Source organism: Nocardia sp. NPDC059180, assembly GCF_042754945.1.
Taxonomy (GTDB): Bacteria; Actinomycetota; Actinomycetes; order Mycobacteriales; family Mycobacteriaceae; genus Nocardia.
The window spans coordinates 245,196-266,766 of sequence record NZ_JBHZBU010000002.1; the positions used below are offsets into that span (position 1 = coordinate 245,196).

A 21,571-nucleotide genomic window follows, 5' to 3' on the forward strand; every position below is an offset into this window, starting at 1 on the left:
GGTTCACTCTGACACGCCCGCGACCTCCAACGACAGCATGCGGCGCGGCGAGCCGCGGGGCTTCACCCGTGGAGGATGAGCGCGCGGACACCACGACAGCGGCCTTGCCCGGGTCTCTAGGTCTTGTGTGCGAGTGGCGGGGTGGTCGATATGCCGAGGATGTCGAGAAACGCGGTCGCCGCCGGGGTCCGAGTGGTTCGGCCCCAGACGACGTACTCGACGCGTGTGGGCCCATCTGTCACCTCGATGGTCACCACGCCGCTCAAGTGGGGCACCCACAGCGAGGGGAGCATGGCGATACAGAGATCCTGGCCGACGAGGCGGGCGATGTAGTCGGCGGAGGTGACTTCGAAGGCGACGTCACGGTCCAGCCCGGCCGTCGCGAAGGCCTGGTCGGATTGTGCGCGTCCGGCTGTCCCGGGCGGAAGGTCCACGAAGACCTCCGACGACAGGGTGCGCAGGTCCACCGCCCGTGCGTCCGCGAGCCGATGACCCGGTGCGACGACGGCGACGAGCCGATCGCGGGCGAGTTCATGGGCGGCGACCCCGTGGGGTTGCGCGGTGGGCGGCAGTCCGAGGAACGCGACGTCGAGGGCTCCCTGTTCGACGTGCTCGGCCAGCCCTTCGCTCGCACCCACTCGCAGGTTGATGCGCACGTGCGGGTACCGCAGCCGGAACTCGCGCAATGCGGCGGGCACGTCGACCGCGGCGACCGACGGGATCAGGCCGACGGCGAGGCGTCCACGGATCTCGCCGACGGCGGCCGCGACTTCGGCGGCCGCGCGGTCGGCGGCGTCCAGGCATTGCCGGGCGGCCGGGAGGAACGCTTCGCCCGCAGGGGTCAGCCGGACCCGGCGGCTGGTGCGTTCGAACAGCCGCGCGCCGAGTTCCCTTTCCAGGCGCGCGATCTGATGGCTGAGGGCCGACTGCACGACATGGCATCGTTCGGCGGCGCGGGTGAAGCTGTTCGTCTCGGCGACGGCGAGGACGTAGCGCATCTGTTGAAGCTCCATCCATCAATCGTGAATCACGATCGTTGTAGTGACAAACATGTGTTGGATTCATTGATCGAATGAGGGTGAGATGGTGAGTATGAAAAGTTCAGCAGCGGAGCTGGTTTCCGCCGGACCGGCCGCGGGCCCCGGCTACGGAAACCTGCCTCTCACCGCACTGACAGCGCTTACCCCGATCACCTGGGGCACGACCTATGTCGTCACCACCGAACTCCTCCCGCCGGGACATCCGGTGTTCGCGGGTCTGCTGCGCGCGCTGCCTGCAGGGCTGATCGCGCTGGCGTTCACCCGGATGCTGCCGCAGGGGTCCTGGTGGTGGAAGGCCGCCACGCTCGGTGTGCTCTACATCGGGCTGCCGTTCCCGCTGCTGTTCCTCGCGGCCGAGCACCTGCCCGGCGGCGTCGCCGCGACCCTGGCGGCCGCGCAGCCGCTGGCCGTCGCACTGCTGGCCGTGCCGGTGCTGCGCGAAAGTCTGTCGGCGTGGCGGCTGGGCTGGGGGCTGATCGGCGTCGTCGGCGTCGGCCTTGTGGTGATCGGGCCGAGCGCAGCCCTCGATACTGTCGGCGTCGTGGCGGGTGTCGCGAGCGCGGCTTCGATGGCGTTGGGTCTGACACTCACCAAACGCTGGGGGCGTCCGCCCGAGATCGGGCCGACCGCCTTCGCAGGCTGGCAGCTCACCGCCGGTGGCTTGTTCCTGCTGCCCATCACCTTCCTGGTCGAGGGCGCGCCGCCTGCGATCGATGCGAATGCGGCCCTCGGCTACCTCTGGATGGGCCTGGTGGGCGGGTTGTTCGCCTACGTCGTGTGGTTCCGCGGTATCGGCGTGCTCCCTGTCGCCTCGGTCGCGGTGCTGGTACTGCTGTCGCCGCTGGTAGCGGCGATCTTGGGCGCCGTTCTGCTCGGCCAGACTCTCGGGCCGATCCAACTCACCGGGTTCGCGCTCGCCCTCGCCGCGATCGTCGCGGGCCAGCTGCCCGCACCTGCTGTTTCACCGCTGACATCGAAAGGAACCACACGATGAAGATCGCCGTCGTCGGAGCCGCCGGAATGGCCGGCTCGCGCGTCATCACCGAAGCCGCGCGTCGAGGCCATGAGCTCGTCGCGGTGTTCCGGACACCGAGGCAGGCCGATCTGCCGCCGGGCGTGGTCGCCGTCGCCGGTAATGCCGACGACTCCGGCCAGATGAGCGGATTCTTCGAAGGCGCGGACGCGATCGTGGCAGCGACTCGACCCGCTCCCGGGCACGAACACGCCGTCACTGCGACGACCACTGCCCTGCTCGACGCGGCTGCCAAGACCCGATCGCGCATCCTCGTCGTAGGCGGCGCCGCCCCTTTGCGGGTTCCCGGCACACCAGACCTGCTTGTTCTCGACAGCCCTGACTACGTGCCCACGCATATTCGCTCGATCGCCGCGGCGAGCGTCGCGCAACTGGAGGCCTGCCGACCCCATCCCGCGAACTGGGTCTACCTCAGTCCACCTGCGATCCTCGAACCCGGTCCGCGCACCGGGCGGTACCGGCGCGGCACCACCACGCTGCTCACCGACTCCGGCGGCGCGTCCCGGATCTCGGCCGAGGATCTGGCGGTTGCCGTGGTCGACGAACTCGAAAATCCACGTGAGGACATTCATTTCACCGTCGGATACTAGGTGGGGACATGCACGTCATGACCCGACAGGGACGGAGAGCGTGATGAACCGAGTCCTCGGCACGGCGGTCGTGTTCGCCTGTCTCGCTTCGACGGTGCTCGCACCCGCCGAGGCAGACGCGCATCCGCAGCTGTTCCCCACCACGATCGAGCTTCCCGCCGGGTTCCAACCCGAAGGCATCGCGATCGGCGCGTTCCCGATCGCCTACTTCGGTTCGCGGGCGGACGGTTCTTTGTACCGGGCCGACCTGGTGACCGGACGCGGTTCGGTCTTCAGTCCCGGCTCGGGCACCCCCTCGCTCGGCCTCGCGGTCGACCCTCGGGGCCGGCTGTTCGTCGCCGGAGGCACCGGAGGCGATGCCCGGGTGGTGGATGTTGCCACCGGCGCGGTACTGGCGAGCTATCGCCTCGGCACGCCGCCGGACACTTTCGTCAACGATGTGGTGCTCACGCCGTCCGGCGCATGGTTCACCGATTCGCGCACGCCGGTGCTCTATCACCTGCCGATCGGCCGCGACGGTGCGCTGCCGGCCCCGGATGCGGTAGTGCGACGGCCGCTGACCGGCGACATCGGTTACGTGGTCGATGCGATCAATGCCAACGGGATCGTGCGCACCCCCGACGGCACCGGGCTGATCATCGTGCAATCGTCGACGGGCCAACTGTTCCGCGTCGACCCGGCCTCGGGTGCGACGCGGCGGATCGACCTGGGCGCCGAGACGCTGCCGAGCGGTGACGGGCTGCTCCGGCAGGGCAACACCCTGTTCGTAGTACAGAATCGACTGAACACGATCGCTGTCGTCACCCTCGACGACGCGGGGACGACAGGCACGGTGGAGCGGCGCGCCACCGACGCTCGCTTCGACGTACCCACGACCGTCGCAGCCTTCGGTGGGCGCCTGTATCTGCCGAATGCCCGATTCACCACGCCACCGGAGCCGACCACGCCGTATACCGCAGTCGCCGTCGAACGGCTCCGATGAACGGGGCGGCATAGGCACCCCGGGTTATCCGGCCGACATAGCGCCCTGCGGTTATCCGGGCCGCTGGACGGTTGCTTCGTCCAGAACCCGTTGGCACACTTGCGTGTGCCGGACACAGCACAGGCAGCGATGCTCAGGCATCGACAGCGACCGCGGGAGTGCTCATTGGCAACGACCAGCGAGAACGCAGAACCGGACGGCCACGAGCCGTCCGGATGGCAAGTGCTCGGCCCGCTGATGGATCTGGTGACACCGATGGCGGTCCGGGTCGCCGCAACGTTGCGTCTGGCCGATCACCTGCGAGAGGGACCCCTGCCCGTCGAGGAACTGGCCCGCCTGTCGGGAGCAGATGCCGATGCTCTCGGCCGCCTGATCCGGCATCTGGTCTGCCACGGCGTATTCACCGAACCGAGCCCAGCAACGTTCGGGAACAACGACATCGCGGCCCTGTTGCGCACCGATCACCCATCCACGATGGGCGCCTACCTCGACCTCGACGGATTCTTCGGGCAGATGGATATCGCGTTCACCGGGCTGCTGCACACCGTCCGCACCGGACAACCGGCCTGGGAGAGCGTGTTCGGCGCACCGTTCTGGCAGTACCTGGACCGAGATCCGGCAATGAGCGCCTCGTTCGACGCGGCGATGGCGATCGGCATGGAGCAAGCCGCCGACGGCTACGACTGGTCCGGCGCGCGACACGTCGTCGATGTCGGTGGCGGGACCGCGACGTTGCTCGCCGCGGTGCTCGAGGCCAACCCCGGGGCACGCGGCACCCTGGTCGACCTGCCGGAGACCGTCGAGCGTGGACGACAGAACTTGGCCGCGCGTGGGCTGGCAGACCGGTGTGCGTTCGCCGGGCAGAGCTTCTTCGATCCGTTGCCCACCGGCGGCGACGTCTACGTGCTGTGCCGGGTGATCCACGACTGGGACGACGAGCAGGCGGTCACGATCCTGCGCCGCTGCGCCGAAGCCGCCGGGGGTAGCGGCCGTGTGGTGCTGATCGAGGGCTATGACTCCACGGCTGATCCGGCGGCGTTCGCGGAGATGAACCTGCGCATGCTCGTGCTGTCCGGCGGCCGCGAACGCAGCATCGACGCCTACACCGCACTCGCGGCCGACGCGGGCCTTACGGTGGCGGGGGTCCATCCGACACGACTCGGTCATCTCGCGATCGAATGTGTCCCTCGCTGAGCGAATCTCCGTGACCGGCCCGACGACGGACTATATAGCGCCACCTCCACCGCACCCGCAGGCATCGAAGCTGTCCCCGGGCCGAGCCGGGCGGCAGGCCGTCGGACGACGTAGGTCACCGACCAGGCGGACTACTGCCCGGCCGATGGCAGAGGGTCGGCCACGGTGCGCGAGGGCTCGATCCGAAAGACCGGGCATCGGGGCGCCGCAGCGGCGAACGCCTCGGGGTCGGCGGATTCGACGGCGCCGGAGTTCAGCATGAACCGCACCCCGTGCGGCACCTTCACAGGGAACGCGCGCAGGATCGGCTCACGTTCGGCCACCGGCAGTTCGATCAACGAAACACGTTGTTTGCGACGGCCTTTCGCGAGCACGCCCCAACCCGCCGCGCGGGCGTTGCGCACCCAGTCCGCGTCCTCGAACCCGCCGACCACATAGGTGATGCCATCGACGGTCAACGGGGACACCGGCGTGGTGCGTAGCGTTCCGGTCTTGCGGCCGGGCACCGACAGCACCCGCATGGTGCCGACGGCGAGGCCGACTCCTTGCAGCGCGATCACCACTCGGTTGAACGGCTTCAGCCGCCGCCGCATCCGATCCTTGTCATCGGTCATGGTCTACTCCTTGTCACTGTCGGAACTCAGCTCGACATCCGGCCACGACATGCCGTGGTCGATATCGCCCGCGACGCCGTCGAGCCAGTCGATTTCGGCGGCCCGCTGATGCTGGAGGAACTCGGCTTCCAGGAGCACCGCCCTCGGCACTCCGGACGAATGCTCGGCGACCATCCGCGCGGTATCGGCGTGATCCTCACGCAAGCGCTGGGCGCGCAGCCGCAATAGCCGTGCAGCCGCCCCGGGTCCGAGTGCGGGCAGATGCGCCAGTGCGGCGACAAACCGCGGATACTCGTTCACCGGTTCGGTGAGCATCTCTTCCAGCAACTCGTGCAGCATCGTGCGGCCGGATTCGGTGATCTCGTAGACGGTGCGTTCCGGCCGGGAACCCGCGCGCGCAGTGCCGAGCTGACGCACCAACCCGGCGCGTTCGAGGCGACCGATCGCGTCATAGAGCGAGCCGCCGCGCATCTTCACCACATCGTCGACGTGCCGCTCACGGATGGCGACCTTCATCTCGTAGGGATGCCGCGGCCGCTCCGCCAGCAGGGTGAGCACCGCCAGCGTCAGCGGTGTACGCAGCGCCCGCAGTTCTCGAGGCATCGGGTCTCCTAGTCGAGTTCGTCTAGTCGAATTCGACTATAGCGCGACCCGTGCGACGCCGCCACGTCCGAAACCTGGCGAGTAGCCATGGCGCGCCAGGAGCTTCGAGGTGCAGGCGACCACACCCGCCCGGCGACTGATCGCACCCGCCTCGAGCCACCGGCGATTGCTAAACTGAAACACGTTCTTGCTGGAGTCACTCCCGTTGGATAATATTCCGAACACCTGTCCAGACACTTCCGAAGATCTGGACGCTTCGGCACCGCATCCCCGTTCACTGGGGTAGCGGTGCCCTACGCCGAGGCAGCTTCACCTCGGCGGACGCGAAGGAGTGCACACATGACCGGCTCTGGTTCCCTCAGCGACGCCTTGCGTTTCGGCATCGTGTTGTTCACCAGCGATCGCGGAATCACGCCCGCCGCCGCGGCGCGAGCGGCCGAGGACATGGGGTTCCACTCGTTCTATGTGCCCGAACACACCCATATCCCGGTCAAGCGCGAGGCCGCACATCCGCAGACCGGTGACGAGTCCCTGCCCGATGACCGCTACATGCGCACCCTCGACCCCTGGGTGGCGTTGGCGACGGCGGCGGCGGTCACCGAGCGGATCGAATTGTCGACCGCGGTGGCCTTGCCGGTCGAGCACGATCCGATCACCCTGGCCAAAACCATCGCCTCGCTGGACCATCTGTCGGGCGGACGGGTGGTGCTGGGTGCCGGATTCGGTTGGAACACCGATGAACTCAGCGACCACGGGGTTCCCGCGAACAAGCGGCGCACCGTGCTCCGGGAGTATCTGGAGTCCATGGCCGCGTTGTGGTCGCAGGAAGAGGCCGAATACCACGGGGACTACGTGGATTTCGGGGCGAGCTGGGCGTGGCCGAAGCCGGTGCGCGGCTCGGTGCCGGTGCTGATCGGCGCGGCGGGTACCGAGCGAACCTTCCGGTGGATCGCCACCTCGGCCGACGGCTGGATCACCACACCGGGCGAAACCGATATCTCCGACCGGCTGGCGTTGCTGCGCAAGATCTGGACCGACTCCGGCCGTCCCGGCCATCCGCGGGTGGTCGCCCTCGACATCAAACCGAATGCCGAGCGACTCGCCGAATGGGCCGAATGCGGTGTGACCGATGTGCTGTACGGGCTGCCGGACAAGCCGGAGCCCGAGGTCGTCGCCTACCTGGAACGCTTGTCGGACAAGCTCGCCCATATCGTCGCGCCGACAGCGAACTGACGACAGAGCCGGGGCACACCATGTGCGCCCCGGCCATGCGATGCCCTCTCCCTGAGGTGTCAGCGCCGCCAGGTCACCGAGACGACCTGCCGAGCGACCTGGGCACCGCAGCTGCCGCGTATCACATACCGGGCACCCCGCCGCGGAACAGCGTGGGATCGCCCAGCCGTTGCCCGCCGTCGATCACCATCACCTCGCCGGTGATCCAGCGCGCCGCATCGGATACCAGGAACGCGACCGCGCCGGCGATATCGTCGGGTTCACCGATCCGGTCGAGCGGGGTTGCCGCCGCGACCAGCGGCTCATGCTCTTTCCACAACGCCTCGGCCAGTTTCGTCCGCACCACGCCGGGCGCCACCGCATTGACCCGCACCTTCGGCGACAGTTCAAGTGCCATCTGCCGGGTGAGGTGGATCAGCGCCGCCTTGGACGCGTTGTACAGGCCGATGTTCGCCTCGAAGCCGAAGCCGCCGATGGAGGCGGTGTTCACCACGGCGCCGCCGTGCTCACCCATCCAGGCGCGGGTAGCCAACCCGGTCCACAGGATCGGGGCCCAGAGATTCACATCGAAAGTTTTGGCGAACCGTGCGTGATCCTGGTCGATCACCGGCCCGAAGGCCGGGTTGGTACCCGCATTGTTGACCAGGATGTCGATGCTGCCGAAACGTTCGAGCGTGGTGTCGATGCACGCGCGGGCCGCCTCTTCGTCGACGGCGTGCGCTCCGATACCGAGCGCCTTCGGGCCGATCTCGGCCGCCGCGGCCTCCGCGGATTCGGTGGAGCGTGATGTCACTACGATATTCGCGCCCGCCGCGGCAAGCGCCTGGGCGACGGCGAGCCCGATGCCGCGCGATGCTCCGGTGACGATGGCGGTGCGCCCGGTCAGGTCAGCGCCGGTCATTCAGCTCCCCCCGCCGCGTCGCGGTATTTGCGCAGTTCTTGTTTGGCGATTGCCCGCTTGTGCACCTCGTCCGGCCCATCGGCCAGGCGTAGTGTGCGCAGATGCGCCCATGCCATGGCCAGCGGGAAGTCGTCGGTGACGCCCGCCGCGCCGTGCACCTGGATGGCCCGGTCGACGATCGTCAACGCGATCTGCGGTGCGGCCACCTTGATCGCCGCGATCTCGGTGCGCGCCTCCTTGTTGCCGACGGTGTCCATCAGGTAGGCCGCCTTCAGCGTGAGCAGCCGGATCATCTCGATCTCGATGCGCGCTTCGGCGATCCAATCCTGGATATTGGCGTTGTCGCTGATCGGCTTGCCGAAGGTCACTCGCGACCGCGCGCGTTTGCACAGCAGTTCCAGCGCACGCTCGGCCATGCCGATGGCTCGCATGCAGTGGTGGATGCGGCCGGGTCCGAGCCGGGCCTGACTGATGGCGAAGCCCTCCCCCTCCCCTTTCAGCACGTCCTTGACGGGCACCCGCACATTGTCGAAGTCGATCTCGGCATGGCCCTCGCGGTCCTGATAGCCGAACACCGGCAAACCGCGCATGACCGTGACGCCGGGCGCATCGATCGGCACCACCATCATCGACTGCTGACGGTGCGGTGCCGCCGACGGATCGGTTTTACCCATCACGATCATCACCTTGCAGTTCTGGTGCAAGGCGTTGGAGGCGAACCACTTCCGGCCATTGAGGATGTACTCGTCGCCGTCGCGCACCATCGACAGCTCGACGTTGGTCGCATCGGAGCTGGCCACGGCGGGCTCGGTCATCGCGAAAGCCGAGGCCATGGTCCCGTCCAGCAGCGGCTTCAGGTACTTCTCCTTGTGCTCGTCACTGCCGAACAAAGTGAAGACCTCGATATTGCCGGTGTCGGGCGCATTGCAGTTACACGCTTCCGAAGCGAGTGGGCTGCGGCCCATGATCTCGGCCAGCGGCGAGTATTCGAGATTGGTCAGCCCCGGCCCCCAGTCGGGATGCGGGTGGAACAGATTCCACAGGCCGCGCGCGCGAGCTTCGGCCTTGAGTTCCTCGAGGATCGGCGGCTGGAAATGCGGATCGCCGGAGGCGCGCATCTGCTCCTCGTAGACGGCCTCGGCCGGGTATACGTGCGAATCCATGAACTCGAGCAGGTCCTGCCGGTATTTTTCGGCACGATCCGAGATCTCGAACAGCGACATCTGACCTCCTGTCGACGGGTGACACCGACCGTAGTTGAAACCGGCGTCAACTTCAAATATGTGCGCGAAAGTTCTCCGAAGAAATCTGCGAGGCGGTGTCGGATCGGGGCGACGGCGTTCGTGGAAGAGGTGGGAGGCGCTCACCGGGAGCGTCCGGGACCGCAGGAGAGATCATGAAACTGACGACTGTCACCAACGTCTCCGTCGACGGCGTGATGCAGGGACTCGGTTCGTCGGAGGAGGACCGCAGGGGCGGATTCGAGCGCGGCGGATGGGCTCTTCCGCTGTTCGACGACGAGCTCGAGACGTTCCTCGGCCGGATATACCAGCGCGCCGACGCTTTCCTGTTCGGACGCTGGACCTTCGAGGTCTTCGCCCACTCCTGGGGTGCGATCACGGAGATGGCGAACAGTCCGATCGGGCGTGCCTTGAACTCACGCCCCAAGTACGTCGCCTCGGCCACGCTCACCGACCCGGGCTGGGCGCAAACCACTGTCCTGTCCGGTGATCTCGCGGCCGCCGTTCGCGAGCTGAAGGCCAAGCCAGGCGGTGAGCTGCAGGTGCACGGCGGCGGCACCCTGATCCGCTGGCTGCTCGACAACCAGCTCGTCGACGAGATCACCCTGCTCACCTATCCGGTGATCCTCGGCCAGGGCACGCGGCTGTTTCCCGCCACCGGTCCTGACACGGCGCTGCACCTGATCGACTCGCAAGTCACCTCGAACGGCGTGACGATCCAGGTCTACCGACCCGACGGCCGCCCGCAGTACGCGACCCAGGACCCCACCGCGCCATAATTGTCCCCGAACCACAGGAGATGATCCGAGATGCAATTCCTGGTTTCCGTGATCGACGACAAGACCGGCTCCGCCACCCCGGACGAGATGACTGCCATCCGCGCGTTCAACGAACGGCTTGTGGCCGAGGGGCACTGGGTGTTCGCCGGCGGTCTCGATTCGCCCGGCACGGCCACCGTCATCGACAACCGGGGCGACGAGGCGATGTTCACCGACGGACCCTTCGTCGAGTCCAAGGAGCACCTCGCCGGCTTCTGGATCATCGAGGCGCCCGACCTCGACGCAGCGCTCCAGCTCGCCGCTGAAGGATCGAAGCACTGCCGGCGCAAAGTCGAGGTCCGGCCGTTCCTCGCCGAGTGAGCGGGACCGACGTCCGGAAGGCGATCGCCCAGGCCCACCACGAGGAATGGGCGCGGGTGGTCGCCGCTCTCACCAGGCGTTTCGGTGACCTCGATATCGCCGAGGAGTCTGCGGCCGAGGCCTTCGCGATCGCCGTCGAGCGCTGGCCTGCTGACGGCATACCTCCGAACCCCGGCGCCTGGCTGACGACCACCGCCAACCGCAAGGCCATAGACCGGATCCGGCGGGAGAACAAACGCGGCGGCAAACACGAGGAGGCTCTGCTGTTATCCGACGACGACCCGCCCGAGCCTCTCGGCGCCATCGACGACGAGCGGCTGCGGCTGATCTTCGCCTGCTGTCACCCGGCACTCGCCATGCCGTCCCGCGTGGCGCTGACGCTGCGCATGGTCGGCGGCCTGACCGTGCCCGAGATCGCCCGCGCCTTCCTGGTACAGGAGGCCACAACGGGGCAGCGGATCACCCGCGCGAAGGCCAAGATCAAGGCGGCTCACATCCCGTATCGGGTGCCGTCCCCGGAGGATCTACCCGCCCGGGTCTCCGGCGTGCTCGCGGTGCTGTTTCTCGTCTTCAACGAGGGCTATTTGGCGACCGGCCCCGACACCGATCCCGTCCGTCACGACCTGACTGCCGAGGCGATCCGGCTCACTCGCCTCATCCGTGACCTGCTGCCCGAGGACGGTGAGGTGGGCGGGCTGTTGGCGCTGATGTTGCTCACCGAGGCCCGCCGCACCACCAGGGTGTCGCCGAGTGGCGAACTGATCCCCCTCGACCAGCAAGACCGTGGCGCCTGGGACGCCGCGTTGATCGCCGAGGGCCATCGACTGGTGCGCGAACGCCTGGCCTCCGGGGTGGCTCCGGGTCGCTACCAGATCCTGGCAGCGATCAGCGCCGTGCACACCTGGGCCCGCGACGTCCGAGATACCGACTGGTCGCAGGTCGTCGCCCTCTACGACCAGCTCGTCCGCCTCGATTCGTCCCCGATCGTTGTTCTCAACCGCGCCATCGCAGTCGCTGAACTCGACGGCCCGGAGGTGGCGCTGGCGGCCGTCGACCGACTGGAGGACACACTCGCCGGCTATCACGCATTCCACGCGGCTCGCGCCGATCTGCTGCGCCGGCTGGGTCGCAGTCGAGACGCGCGCGCGGCCTACGACAGTGCCATCGAGCTGGCGGGCAATACCGCGGAGACCGCCTACCTGACCCGGCGCCGCGACCAGCTGGGCTAGCTCACGGCGACAACGTCCTGATGTCGGCGACTCGGGATCGCGCGTACGAGCCGGGGCGCTACGACTTGGCCGGCATGCGCAGCGCGTTCACCCACAGCCGCGTCGCGGTGAACGTCAGCTCGTCCATCGTCACCGGCGGGCTGTCGGGCGCGGTGACGAAATGGGTGAACGCGAGCCTGCTGACCATGCTCGACAACGCGCGGGAGGCGAGCAGGGGGTCCAGGTCCGGGTCGGCGAGGCCGCGGCGCTGCAGATCGGCGATGCTGCGGGCATTGCGCTGGATGAACGCGTCCGCGCGGCGCCGGCGTAGCTCGGCGAATTCGGGGTCGATATTGGCGACTTGTTCCAGTAAGGCCATCAGCTTGGCATTGCGTTTATATGCCTCGAAATAGGCGCGATTGCTGGCCTCGACAATGCCCGCCGGGTCGTCGTCTTCCGGCATATGCGGCATGCCGGGGTGCATCATGTCTTCCTGCGCCACCTCGAGCACCGCGGCGAAGATTTCCTCTTTGCTCGCGAAATAGGTGTAGAAGGTGCCCGAGGAGCACTTGGCCGCCTGGGTGATGTCGATCAGCCGGGTCTCGAGATAACCGTTGCTTTCGAAGACTTCCCGCGCGGCGGCGACCAGCGCGGCTCGCGTACGCAAACCACGTTGGGTCGAGGGCAGCTCACGCAACAGGGAGGTGCGCGCCATCGACGGCGCGTCCGCGCCGTCGGTGTCGGTGATCAGCTCTCCCATGCAGCATTTATACCGCTCGGCGCCACCTGAGCGGTATTCGTGACCCGGTTCGCGATCAGCCGCGATTGTTCATGATCGCGGCGTAGACCCGGTAGTTGCCGACCAGCGGCACGACCTCGAGCAACTGTTTCACCGAGAAGTGGCGGCGCAGTTCGGTCCAGGTGCCGTCACTGATGAAGTACTCGGTATCCAGCTCGTCGACAGCGCGCATGAGCGCGGCTTGTGCCGGGGTCGCCTCCGGCCCGTCGGGCCCTGCGGAGACGATAGCGGCTGTCTCCGGATGCGCGGCCGAGCGCATGGACCATTCGCCGACCGGGCCGACCCGCCACAGCATCCGCAGGATGGCGAGCTCGCGTTCATCGGGCCCGAGCTTCATCCGCCGCGCGGCCACACCGTCGATGCGGCGCACGATCCACGCCGTCCACGGGTGGTTGAGCGCGAACTCCGCGGTGATCTCCGGATCGTGCGGCACCCAGATGTGCGGGCCGGACGGCGGTGTCGCCGTGGCGATCTCGGCGGGTTGCGGCGCCAGCGGCCGATCCTTGCGTGGGCGGCGCGGACGGGCGGGCGATTGCCGCGAGGCGCGAGGTTCGAAGTCGAACAGCTCCCCCGGCGGGCAGAAATTGTTCACCATGGCCAGCACCTCGTACATCGCGCCGACCGAGTACAGCTCCCGGTACTGGCGCGGCGACAGGTAGCCGAGCAGCCGCTGCTTGGTCGCCTCGGAGACGAGCTGATCCTCGTGCAGTTCGTCGACGGCGGTGAGGATCGCGGCCTGGCGATCGTTCCACAGCGCCGCCGACGGGCCTTCCTTGATCGCGACCAGATACTCGGCGTCTTTGCGCAGCACCTTGGCGGTGAGCACGTGGTTCTCCCATTCGAACCGGCCACCGCAGTTCCAGCTGCCGCGCAACGCGATCAATTCCCAGTCCGCGATCGGCAGGATGGGGTGCGCGATGGCCAGCAGATGGATGTTGTTCACCAGCATGGTCCAGGTGCCCATGATGGTGAAGTGGTGCAGTACCGGCACCACGATCTCGGAGTTGGGCGGGGCGAACCGCCACGGCAACGGATTGCGCAGTCGGGGGCTGCCCGGCCGCGACCATCCCAATTCGACCTGCTCACTCATCGGCGGATCACCTTAGGCCCTTCATCATCGAATATCGCTGCCACTGTGCTCAGTTCGGTGCCGTGGGATCGGGTACATGCTCGGCCGCGGAGATCGCCTCGGCCAGCAGATTCGCCGTCGCGGTGAGTTGATCTTCGGTGTGCTCGGAGGTGACGAAGAACCGCAACCGCTCCTGCCCTGCCGGGACCGCCGGTGCGGAGATATTGCCCGCGTACACACCCTGTTGCAGCAGCGAGGACGCGACGAACCCGGAGCGGATCTCACCGGGCACGATCACCGGAATGATCGGAGTCCCCTGGGAATCTCCGAGATTCACCCCGCGTTCGGACAGCCTCGCGGTGAACAGCTTCGCGTTCGACCACAGCCGGGTCAAGCGTTCCGGTTCGTCGTCGAGCACGTCGAGGGCGGCGAGCGCGGCGCCGACCGCCGACGGTGCGGGACCGCCGGTGAGCATCGCGACACCGGGCGCGGCGGCCTTCATCGCGCCGATCAGATCGGCGTCGCCTGCGATGAAACCACCGACACTGCCGAGGGCTTTGGACAGGGTTCCCATCCAGATGTCGACGTCTTCACCCGCCATCGCGTAATGCTCGCGGATGCCGCGCCCACGCGCACCGAACACACCGAGCGAATGCGCCTCGTCGACCATCACCGCGCAGTCGTACTCGCGGGCGATGGCGGCCAGTTCGTCCACCCGGCCGACGGTGCCGTCCATGCTGTAGTGGCCTTCGACCACGACCAGCGCCCGATCGAAACCGGCGCGCGACATCCGCAATACCGAACGCAAGACCTCGGGATCGTTGTGCCGGAAGGTGATTCGCCGACAGCCTGCCCACTGGGTGCCCGAGACGACGCTGCCGTGGATCAACGCATCGCAGACGGCGACGTCACCGTCACCCATCAGGAACCCGAGCACACCGGCATTGGTGAGATAGCCGCTGGTGGTGATCATGGCGTCACCGACGCCGTACCAGTCCGCCAGCCGCTGTTCGAGTTCGCCGTAGAGGGCGATCTCGCCGGCCAGGATGCGGCTGGCCGACGCCGAGGCGCCGTAGCGGTCCAGGGCCGCCTTGGCGCCTGCCACCACCCGGGGGTGGTTGGCCAGCCCCAGGTAGTTGTAGGCGCTGAAGTTCAGCAGTTCCTGCTCGCCCACCCGCATGGTGGCGTCGTTTGCGCTGGTACGCGGCAGGAACAGCGGATTGGGCATGCCGGTCTGCTCGTACAGACCTGCGATCGCCGCCTTACGTGCCACCATGGCCGCCACCTCGGGATGGTCGGCGAAGTGGCGTCCGGGCCCTCGGCGTTTGCGTGGCGCGGACGCCGCGGCGGGCCGCACCGGTGCCGCAGGGGTCGTTGGCCTCGCGGTACCAGTTGCGGTACCGGTTGCTGTGCTGGACAACAGCTTCCGGGCCAGATCGCGTGCCGACTCGGTCATGCGGACACCGCTTCCGTTGCCGCCGCCGGAACGGGTGCTGCCAGCGCGGCCGCCCGCGAGCTGCTCCCCTCGACCAGGAATGCGGCGACCTTGGCGCCCGCCTGTTCGAGGGTGAAGGTGCGTCCCATCTGAAGCGAGGCCATATCCACACCGAGCGACTTGGTGATCAGCGCGCCGAACTCGACCGCCATCAGCGAGTCGAGGCCCAGTTCCGGCACCGGGACGGTCAGGTCGATCGACTCCGCGGAGACACCCATCACCGAGGCTAGTTGCTCGGCGAGCATATGCGCGACCACGTCATTGCGTTTGCTCTCGTCGAGGTCACGCAGGGCGGCCGCGAGTTGCGCGGCGGCCGAATCGTCCTTGGCCGCTGCCGCGATCTGGGCCTGCACCCGGCCGGTCATCCCGAAGAACGGCGCGGTCGCGTCGACCTTGCCCCAGTCGATCGGGAAGATCGCACCGTAGTGGTGCAGGCCCAACTTCAGTGCTTCCTCGAGGTACTCGGTGCTCTCGTCCATGTCGATGGAGTCGAAGCCGGTGTTGCGCAGGTAGCGTGCCAGATTCTCGTCGGCGGCGGCCATACCGCCACCGGACATGTGACCCCAGCCGACCGCCAGCGCCTTGCCACCCTTGCGCACCACCTCATCGGCCACCGCCTGCAAAGTGAGGTTCGCGGCGGTGTAGGCGTACTGGCCGACGCCGCCGAAGATCGCACTGCCGGAGGAGAACAGCACGAACAGGTCGAGTTCGGTGCCCGCGGTGGTGAGCCCGTGCAACAGGGCCCGCACACCGTCGACCTTCGGGCGGAACACCGAGGCCAGGCTGTCGCGATCCATCACCGAGATGCGCTTGTCGTCCACCACTCCCGCGGTGTGCAGCACACCCCGCAGCGGATGCGCCGCGCTGTGCGCCCGCGCCACCACCGCCGCGATGGCCTCCGGGTCGGTGACATCGGCCCGTTCGATGGTGATCTCGATGCCCTTGTCCTGCCAGACCGCCAGCTGCTGTTTGGCCGCGTCGCTGGTGGCGCCGCTACGGCCGAGCAGCGTCAGCCGCGTCGCGCCCTTGCCGACCAGCCACCGGCCCATGGCCAGCCCGAACGCACCGAAACCACCGGTGATCAGGTACTGCCCGTCGGGGTCGATGGTGACCTCGGGGATCTGCGGGCGGACCAGTGGCGCTTCGTCTTCCAGGTTCAGCGCCACCCGGCCGATCTTGCTCGACCGCGCGACCTCCTCGAACGCCTTGGCCACCTCCGCGGTCCCGTAGGACTCGTACGGCAGCGGCCGGTAGGTGCCCGCGGCGATGGTGGTGTAGCTGCGCTGCACGAGCTCGACGGTGGCGTGCCTGCGCAACGCCAGCATTCGGTCCAGATCCATGGAGTGGTAGGAGACGTTCTTGTCGAAATGACGCAGGTCGAGCATGCCGCCGGTGTAGATGTCGGCCTTACCCACCTCCACGATCCGGCCGAATTCCGCGATGGCCTTGAAGTTCTGACGCAGGATCTCCCCCGGTGCGGAGCTGATCACCACGTCGGCGCCGCGGCCGTCGGTCAGGCCGAGCACGTCGTCGACGAAGTTCAGCGACCGCGAGTTCAGCACGTGGTCGGCGCCCTGCGCCAGCACGTACGCCCGCCGCTCATCGGTGCTCGCCGTGCCGATCACCTGCGCGCCATGGGCTTTCGCGATCTGCACGGTCGCCGCACCGACACCGCCGGCCGCACCGTGCACCAGCACCGTCTCCCCCGGCTGCACCCGCGCCAATTCCAGCAACGAATGCTCGGCCGTGGCGAACGCGGTCGCGTTGGTGCAGTGCGCCGGATCCACGTCCGGGGCCAACTTGCGCACCAGATCGGCGTCGGTGGTGTGGAAGCGGCTGATCATGCCCTTGGAGCCGAGGCTGACCTGATCACCGACGGTCACATGCTCGACCTGCGAGCCTGCCCGCACGACCGTGCCGATGCCCTCCATGCCCGGCGTGGTGCCGAAGAAGGTGCCGGCGAGCTCTCGTTCGGTGAGCACACCGATCACCTTCAGCGGGTCCTTGTAGTTGAGCCCGACCGCCCGGATCCGGATCTCGACCTCGGTCGGCCCGGGTTCGCGGCGATCGCAGCGCCGCCAGCCCAACCGCGACAGCACCCGCGATTTCGGCAGCTCCAAGGTGAAGTTGGCCTCCGGATCCTCCAGCGGCACCGCATCGTCGAGCGCTTCGAGCCTGCCCGGCAGCGAGGCATCCACCACTGTCACCCAGCGCAGGCCGTTGCGCAGGAACACCTCATCGGAGTGGTCGTAGGTGAAGGCGCCACCGATGGCCAACTCGGCGGCAAGATCCGCTTCGCTGGTCTCGGCGTCGACGTCGACCAACCGCCACCGCAGCCGCGGCTGCTCGTTCAACAGCACCCGGCGGGCGCCCGCCAGCGCCGCGTGGCTCGGGTTCGGCGCGACCTCGTCCTGCGGATGCGCGAACGCGTGCTCGGTGATCAGGGTGGCGTGGATCGACCCGTCGCCGATGATGGACACATCGACCGCGCGCTCCTCCAGCCAGACCTCGAGGAACCCTTCGAGCATCACCGCGAGCCTGCGTAGCGTCCAGAGGTTGTCCATATCCGGGTATTCCGAACCCGCCACGACCACCACGTGCACGCGCTCGACACCGTCGACCGCCGCGGCAGCGCGCACCCGCTCCAGCATCGTGGTCTCCAGATCCCCGCGCGCCGGATCACCGACGGTGACGATCTCGGACCGGTGCGCGGTGCCCGCGACCTGCTTCGCCCGGCTGCTGACCTGCGAACCGAGGTCGATGACGAGAGTGAACGCGGTCTCAGGGGCGGGCAGTCCGCTGCGGTCGACCGGATCGCGCATCTCCCAGCGGTCTTCGTAGAAGAAGTCCGTCATCCGTTGCACCGCACTGCGTCCCGGCGCGATGGAGCCGAAATGCATCCCCGCGATCCGCACCACCAGATTGTGTTCGGCATCGAGCAGATCGATATCGGCGGTCGGCTCACCGTCGGTGTCGAGCCGGGCGATCACGATGACCTCGTCCGGAATCTTCGCGAAGGCCCGTACCCCGTCGACACCGACCGGAACCATCGCCCCGTCCTGCGAGTTCGCGGTGCCCGCCAGCAGGGCCGCGACGCTCTGTAGCGCCGCATCGACCACACACGGGTGTGCCAGATGGCCGGAATCGCGGGCGATACTGCCGTCGAGGGTGGCGAGCACAGTGGAGTCGGCGATCCGCACCGAGGTAGCGCGCTGGAAGGCAGGCCCGTACGCCAGACCACGTTCGGCGAGCCCGGCGTAGAAGGCGGCCGGATCGATATCGAGCATGGCGGCCGCGTCGGGCAGTTCTACCTTCGACGGTTCGAACGTGCCGGTGACCAGCCTGCCGAGCGCATGGACGGTCCAGGACGCCTCGGCGGCGCCGCGCGAACGGATGGTGAACCGCTGCGTCGACTCCTCCACGGCGAACTCCACCACGGGCGCCGCGCCGTCGGCGATGATCAGTGGCGCCACGAAGCGCACGTCTTCGACCGCGACGTTCGCCGCTTCGGTCCGCAACGCAGCCGCACTGAGCGCGGCATCGAGATACGCCGCGCCGGGAAGGATCCGGGCACCACCAACGACGTGGTCGTCGAGCCACGGCAGCGCCGCCAGGCTCAGCCGCACCGTCCACGAGGCCGGGTCCATCAGATCCGGGTCACCGAGCATCGGATAGCCGCCCGGCGTGCCGTACTTGGCCTGCGTCAGCCCCGGTAGCTCGTTGTGCAGCAGCGTCCGCTGCCAGGGGTAGCGGGGCAGGTCGATGTGCGGGGTCACCGAATGACCCGCGAACAGGGCGTCGATATCGAGCACGCCCGCGGTGTAGAGACCGCCGATGGTCTGCCGGATGCTCTCGGAGTCCGGCTGCTTGCGGTTCAGCGTCGCGATGCTGGTGCCGGCCTCGGCCGCCCCGATCAGGATCTCGCGGATATTGGCGCCGAGCACCGGATGCGGGCCGACCTCGAGGAATACGCGGCTGCCCGCGCCGACCAGCGCGGTGATCGCGTCCGCGAATCGCACCGGCTGACGGACATTGGCGCACCAGTATTCGGCGTTCCAGTCCCCGCTGGTGACCAGTTCACCGGTCACCGTCGAGAACAGCGGAAGCACCGGATCCGACAGCCGCAGGTCCGCGAGCACCGTGCGCAGCTCGTCGAGGATCGGCTCCATCAGATAGCTGTGGTAGGGCACCTCGACGTGTAGTCGCTTGGCGAAGGTGCCCTGGGCGGTGAGCTGTTCGGCGATGTCGTCGAGCCGCGCCACGTCACCGGCGAGGGTGACCGCGTTCGGGCTGTTGATGGCGGCTACGTCGACTCGGTCGTCACCGTCGATCAGCTCGCGCGCCGCCGCGGGCGCCAGCCCGACCGCCAGCATCCCCCCGGTGCCCGCGGTGGTGGCCTGTAGCCGCGCCCGGTGGTAGCTGACCAGCAGCGCATCCCGCAACGACAGCATCCCGGTCACGTAGGCCGCCGATACTTCGCCGACGCTGTGCCCGACCACCGCGGCAGGGCGCACGCCGAGTTCGGCCAGCAGTGCGAACAGCGAGACCTGCACCAGGAAATTGGCAGGCTGCGCGACCGCGGTGGTGGTGACCTTCGATTCCTCCTCCGGGCGCAGCAGTTCCTCGATGATGGACCAGCCCGAGATCTCCTGGAACACCGCGTCGATGCGCGCCGCCTCGTCGGCGAAGACGCCCTCGGACTGCAGCAATTCGCGGCCCATGGCCCACCACTGCGGACCCATACCCGTGAATACGAAGACCGGCTCGTCGACCTTGCGCGGGATCACCTTCGTCGCGCCACGGCCCTCACCACCGGCGAAATCGACCAGCGCGCGCACCAGTTCGGTGTCGTCACCGAAGGTCAACGCGGCGCGGAAGGCATGATGCTGACGACGCGTCCACGCCGCCTCGGCGAGGTGGCCAGGCTCCGCGCCGTCGGCGATGCGTTCGGCGAAGCCCTTGGCCAGATCGCGGGCGGCCTGCTCACTACGCGCCGAGACCGGCAGGACACCGAAGTGCTTCGGATTCGTCTGCGCCGCGGCCTCGGCCGGGCGGTACTCCTGGAGGATCACGTGAGCATTCGTGCCGCCGTAGCCGAAGCCGTTGACCGCCACCGTCATTCGCTCGACTTCTGGTCCGACCGGCTCCGCTTCGAGCTGGATCTTGATACCCAGATCATCGAACGGGATCTCCGGGTTGGGCTGGTCCAGCCAGCCCTGCGGTGCGATGGTGCGATGCGCGATGGCCAGCGCCGACTTGATGATGCTGGCGACACCCGATGCGGCTTCGGTATGCCCGAGCTGCGCTTTCACCGAGCCGATACCCAGCGGCTCGGTACGGCCCTCGACCTTGCCGTAGGCCCGGCCGATGGCCTGCAACTCCAGCGGATCGCCGACCGGTGTGCCGGTACCGTGCGCCTCCACATAGGTGATCTCGTGCGGTGCCAGTCCGGCACGGCGAGTGACCTTCTTGGCCAGCTCTTCCTGTAGATCGGCATTCGGCACCGTGATGGCGGTGGTGCGACCGTCCTGGTTGGCGCCGGTGGCCTTGATGACGGCGTAGATGCGGTCGCCGTCGCGTTCGGCGGCGTCCAGCTTCTTCAGCACGACCATGCCCGAGCCCTCACCGCGGCCGTAGCCGTCGGCGGAAGCGTCGAACGGTTTGCTGCGGCCATCGGCGGCGAGGAAGCCGCCCTTGCACATCGAGACGAACGGTTCCGGCTGCAACAGCATGGTGACGCCGCCGGCCATCGCGACCTCGCAGTCCCCGGTGTCGAGGGCCTGGCAGGCCAGGTGCAGGGCGATCAGCGACGAGGAGCATGCGGTGTCGACCGTGACGGCCGGGCCGACCATATTGAGGGCGTAGGCGATACGGTTGGACAGCATCGTGTAAGACGCGCCGACCGCGGTATGCATATCGACGAACGGCAGTGCCTCGCCCGCCATCGACACCGCGAGCTGGTCCATGGTGAAGGCGCCGATGTAGACGCCGATCGACTCGCCGGCGATCTTGCCCGCGATACCCGCATCGTCCAGGGCCTCCCAGGCGATTTCCAGGATGAGCCGCTGCTGAGGGTCCATCGCGGCGGCCTCACGCGGCGAAATGCCGAAGAAGTCCGGATCGAACTGCCAGGGATCTCCGGTCATGAAGGCCGCGCGCTTGGTGTACATGCGGCCCGGGGTGCGGCGATCGGGGTCGTAGTAGCGGCGGTAATCCCAACGTTGCGCCGGAATGTCGACCACGCCGTCGCGTTTGTCGACGATGAATTCCCAGAAGGATTCCGGGGAATCGATGCCACCCGCATAACGGCAACCGATTCCGACAATTGCGATATCAGACATGAAGACTCCTCACCCACATCGAAATAGACCCCTGAGAAACCCCCATACGATCGGCAAAGCCCTTCGCCCCGCCGTGCTGTTCAGCCGCG

The 21,571-nt window shown here is 67.9% G+C and carries 17 protein-coding genes; 8 read left to right on the forward strand and 9 right to left on the reverse strand.

The features are described from left to right. Nucleotides 1-116 precede the first annotated feature (116 nt). Entirely contained in the window at nucleotides 117-1,013 is an 897-nt protein-coding gene (locus ACFXNW_RS07210; protein ID WP_379416664.1) for a LysR family transcriptional regulator, read from the reverse strand. 79 nt (nucleotides 1,014-1,092) lie between these two features. Here ACFXNW_RS07210 and ACFXNW_RS07215 point away from each other — a divergent pair, with 79 nt between their 5' ends. From ACFXNW_RS07215 to ACFXNW_RS07230, 4 genes are all read left to right on the forward strand, one after another. Next, nucleotides 1,093-2,034, forward strand: coding sequence for an EamA family transporter (locus tag ACFXNW_RS07215; RefSeq protein WP_379417336.1), 942 nt, complete (start codon nucleotides 1,093-1,095; stop codon nucleotides 2,032-2,034). Continuing rightward, on the forward strand, nucleotides 2,031-2,663 hold the full coding sequence (locus tag ACFXNW_RS07220; RefSeq protein WP_379416665.1) for an NAD(P)-dependent oxidoreductase: 633 nt from the start codon (nucleotides 2,031-2,033) through the stop codon (nucleotides 2,661-2,663). Before ACFXNW_RS07215 ends, ACFXNW_RS07220 begins: the two co-directional genes overlap by 4 nt. A gap of 43 nt (nucleotides 2,664-2,706) precedes the next feature. Continuing rightward, nucleotides 2,707-3,645, forward strand: a complete 939-nt coding sequence (locus tag ACFXNW_RS07225; RefSeq protein ID WP_379416667.1) for an SMP-30/gluconolactonase/LRE family protein — start codon at nucleotides 2,707-2,709, stop codon at nucleotides 3,643-3,645. Nucleotides 3,646-3,810: 165 nt separating this feature from the next. Next, on the forward strand, nucleotides 3,811-4,839 hold the full coding sequence (locus tag ACFXNW_RS07230; protein ID WP_379416669.1) for a methyltransferase: 1,029 nt from the start codon (nucleotides 3,811-3,813) through the stop codon (nucleotides 4,837-4,839). Between the two features lie 131 nt (nucleotides 4,840-4,970). On the opposite strand, the gene ACFXNW_RS07235 is transcribed toward ACFXNW_RS07230, so the two are convergent. Together ACFXNW_RS07235 and ACFXNW_RS07240 are read right to left on the reverse strand one after the other, a co-directional pair. Continuing rightward, entirely contained in the window at nucleotides 4,971-5,453 is a 483-nt protein-coding gene (locus tag ACFXNW_RS07235) for a nitroreductase/quinone reductase family protein (protein ID WP_379416671.1), read from the reverse strand. A gap of 3 nt (nucleotides 5,454-5,456) precedes the next feature. Next, nucleotides 5,457-6,056, reverse strand: a complete 600-nt coding sequence (locus ACFXNW_RS07240; protein WP_379416673.1) for a PadR family transcriptional regulator — start codon at nucleotides 6,054-6,056, stop codon at nucleotides 5,457-5,459. A gap of 369 nt (nucleotides 6,057-6,425) precedes the next feature. Between ACFXNW_RS07240 and ACFXNW_RS07245 the strand changes: the two genes are divergently transcribed. Next, a complete protein-coding gene (locus tag ACFXNW_RS07245) occupies nucleotides 6,426-7,289 on the forward strand; it encodes an LLM class F420-dependent oxidoreductase (RefSeq protein ID WP_379417337.1) in 864 nt (287 codons plus the stop codon). A 121-nt stretch (nucleotides 7,290-7,410) separates the two neighbouring features. On the opposite strand, the gene ACFXNW_RS07250 is transcribed toward ACFXNW_RS07245, so the two are convergent. Further along, nucleotides 7,411-8,190, reverse strand: coding sequence for an SDR family oxidoreductase (locus tag ACFXNW_RS07250; RefSeq protein ID WP_379416674.1), 780 nt, complete (start codon nucleotides 8,188-8,190; stop codon nucleotides 7,411-7,413). After that, complete coding sequence (locus ACFXNW_RS07255) at nucleotides 8,187-9,413, reverse strand: acyl-CoA dehydrogenase family protein (RefSeq protein ID WP_379416676.1); 1,227 nt, start codon at nucleotides 9,411-9,413, stop codon at nucleotides 8,187-8,189. Before ACFXNW_RS07255 ends, ACFXNW_RS07250 begins: the two co-directional genes overlap by 4 nt. A gap of 173 nt (nucleotides 9,414-9,586) precedes the next feature. Here ACFXNW_RS07255 and ACFXNW_RS07260 point away from each other — a divergent pair, with 173 nt between their 5' ends. The 3 genes from ACFXNW_RS07260 to ACFXNW_RS07270 are packed head-to-tail and all read left to right on the forward strand — an operon-like array spanning nucleotide 9,587 to nucleotide 11,799. Then, nucleotides 9,587-10,210, forward strand: a complete 624-nt coding sequence (locus ACFXNW_RS07260) for a dihydrofolate reductase family protein (RefSeq protein WP_379416677.1) — start codon at nucleotides 9,587-9,589, stop codon at nucleotides 10,208-10,210. A 30-nt stretch (nucleotides 10,211-10,240) separates the two neighbouring features. Further along, nucleotides 10,241-10,570: a YciI family protein gene (locus ACFXNW_RS07265; RefSeq protein WP_379416679.1), complete on the forward strand. Its 330-nt coding sequence runs from the start codon at nucleotides 10,241-10,243 to the stop codon at nucleotides 10,568-10,570. Next, nucleotides 10,567-11,799 (forward strand): RNA polymerase sigma factor, encoded by a 1,233-nt coding sequence (locus ACFXNW_RS07270; RefSeq protein WP_379416681.1) that lies wholly within the window; start codon nucleotides 10,567-10,569, stop codon nucleotides 11,797-11,799. The genes ACFXNW_RS07265 and ACFXNW_RS07270 overlap by 4 nt, the downstream gene beginning before the upstream one ends. Before the next feature lie 58 nt (nucleotides 11,800-11,857). On the opposite strand, the gene ACFXNW_RS07275 is transcribed toward ACFXNW_RS07270, so the two are convergent. Genes ACFXNW_RS07275 through ACFXNW_RS07290 form a run of 4 tightly spaced genes read right to left on the reverse strand, consistent with a single transcriptional unit; the run spans nucleotide 11,858 to nucleotide 21,482 of the window. Continuing rightward, on the reverse strand, nucleotides 11,858-12,538 hold the full coding sequence (locus tag ACFXNW_RS07275; RefSeq protein WP_379416682.1) for a TetR/AcrR family transcriptional regulator: 681 nt from the start codon (nucleotides 12,536-12,538) through the stop codon (nucleotides 11,858-11,860). Nucleotides 12,539-12,593: 55 nt separating this feature from the next. Continuing rightward, nucleotides 12,594-13,667 carry a hypothetical protein gene (locus ACFXNW_RS07280; protein ID WP_379416684.1) on the reverse strand — a complete coding sequence of 358 codons (1,074 nt, stop codon included), beginning with the start codon at nucleotides 13,665-13,667 and terminating at the stop codon, nucleotides 12,594-12,596. Between the two features lie 49 nt (nucleotides 13,668-13,716). Next, a complete protein-coding gene (locus ACFXNW_RS07285; RefSeq protein ID WP_379416686.1) occupies nucleotides 13,717-15,102 on the reverse strand; it encodes an aminotransferase class I/II-fold pyridoxal phosphate-dependent enzyme in 1,386 nt (461 codons plus the stop codon). Then, a complete protein-coding gene (locus ACFXNW_RS07290) occupies nucleotides 15,099-21,482 on the reverse strand; it encodes an SDR family NAD(P)-dependent oxidoreductase (RefSeq protein WP_379416687.1) in 6,384 nt (2,127 codons plus the stop codon). The genes ACFXNW_RS07285 and ACFXNW_RS07290 overlap by 4 nt, the downstream gene beginning before the upstream one ends. Nucleotides 21,483-21,571 lie beyond the last annotated feature (89 nt).

What these genes read in the sequence shown, in the direction of transcription:
- ACFXNW_RS07210 (WP_379416664.1), bottom strand. Translation starts at nt 1,013, where the DNA reads ATGGAGCTTCAACAGATGCGCTACGTCCTCGCCGTCGCCGAGACGAAC.
- ACFXNW_RS07250 (WP_379416674.1), bottom strand. Translation starts at nt 8,190, where the DNA reads ATGACCGGCGCTGACCTGACCGGGCGCACCGCCATCGTCACCGGAGCA.
- ACFXNW_RS07265 (WP_379416679.1), top strand. Translation starts at nt 10,241, where the DNA reads ATGCAATTCCTGGTTTCCGTGATCGACGACAAGACCGGCTCCGCCACC.
- ACFXNW_RS07225 (WP_379416667.1), top strand. Translation starts at nt 2,707, where the DNA reads ATGAACCGAGTCCTCGGCACGGCGGTCGTGTTCGCCTGTCTCGCTTCG.
- ACFXNW_RS07255 (WP_379416676.1), bottom strand. Translation starts at nt 9,413, where the DNA reads ATGTCGCTGTTCGAGATCTCGGATCGTGCCGAAAAATACCGGCAGGAC.
- ACFXNW_RS07275 (WP_379416682.1), bottom strand. Translation starts at nt 12,538, where the DNA reads ATGGGAGAGCTGATCACCGACACCGACGGCGCGGACGCGCCGTCGATG.
- ACFXNW_RS07240 (WP_379416673.1), bottom strand. Translation starts at nt 6,056, where the DNA reads ATGCCTCGAGAACTGCGGGCGCTGCGTACACCGCTGACGCTGGCGGTG.
- ACFXNW_RS07260 (WP_379416677.1), top strand. Translation starts at nt 9,587, where the DNA reads ATGAAACTGACGACTGTCACCAACGTCTCCGTCGACGGCGTGATGCAG.
- ACFXNW_RS07280 (WP_379416684.1), bottom strand. Translation starts at nt 13,667, where the DNA reads ATGAGTGAGCAGGTCGAATTGGGATGGTCGCGGCCGGGCAGCCCCCGA.
- ACFXNW_RS07235 (WP_379416671.1), bottom strand. Translation starts at nt 5,453, where the DNA reads ATGACCGATGACAAGGATCGGATGCGGCGGCGGCTGAAGCCGTTCAAC.
- ACFXNW_RS07285 (WP_379416686.1), bottom strand. Translation starts at nt 15,102, where the DNA reads ATGACCGAGTCGGCACGCGATCTGGCCCGGAAGCTGTTGTCCAGCACA.
- ACFXNW_RS07215 (WP_379417336.1), top strand. Translation starts at nt 1,093, where the DNA reads ATGAAAAGTTCAGCAGCGGAGCTGGTTTCCGCCGGACCGGCCGCGGGC.
- ACFXNW_RS07290 (WP_379416687.1), bottom strand. Translation starts at nt 21,482, where the DNA reads ATGTCTGATATCGCAATTGTCGGAATCGGTTGCCGTTATGCGGGTGGC.
- ACFXNW_RS07220 (WP_379416665.1), top strand. Translation starts at nt 2,031, where the DNA reads ATGAAGATCGCCGTCGTCGGAGCCGCCGGAATGGCCGGCTCGCGCGTC.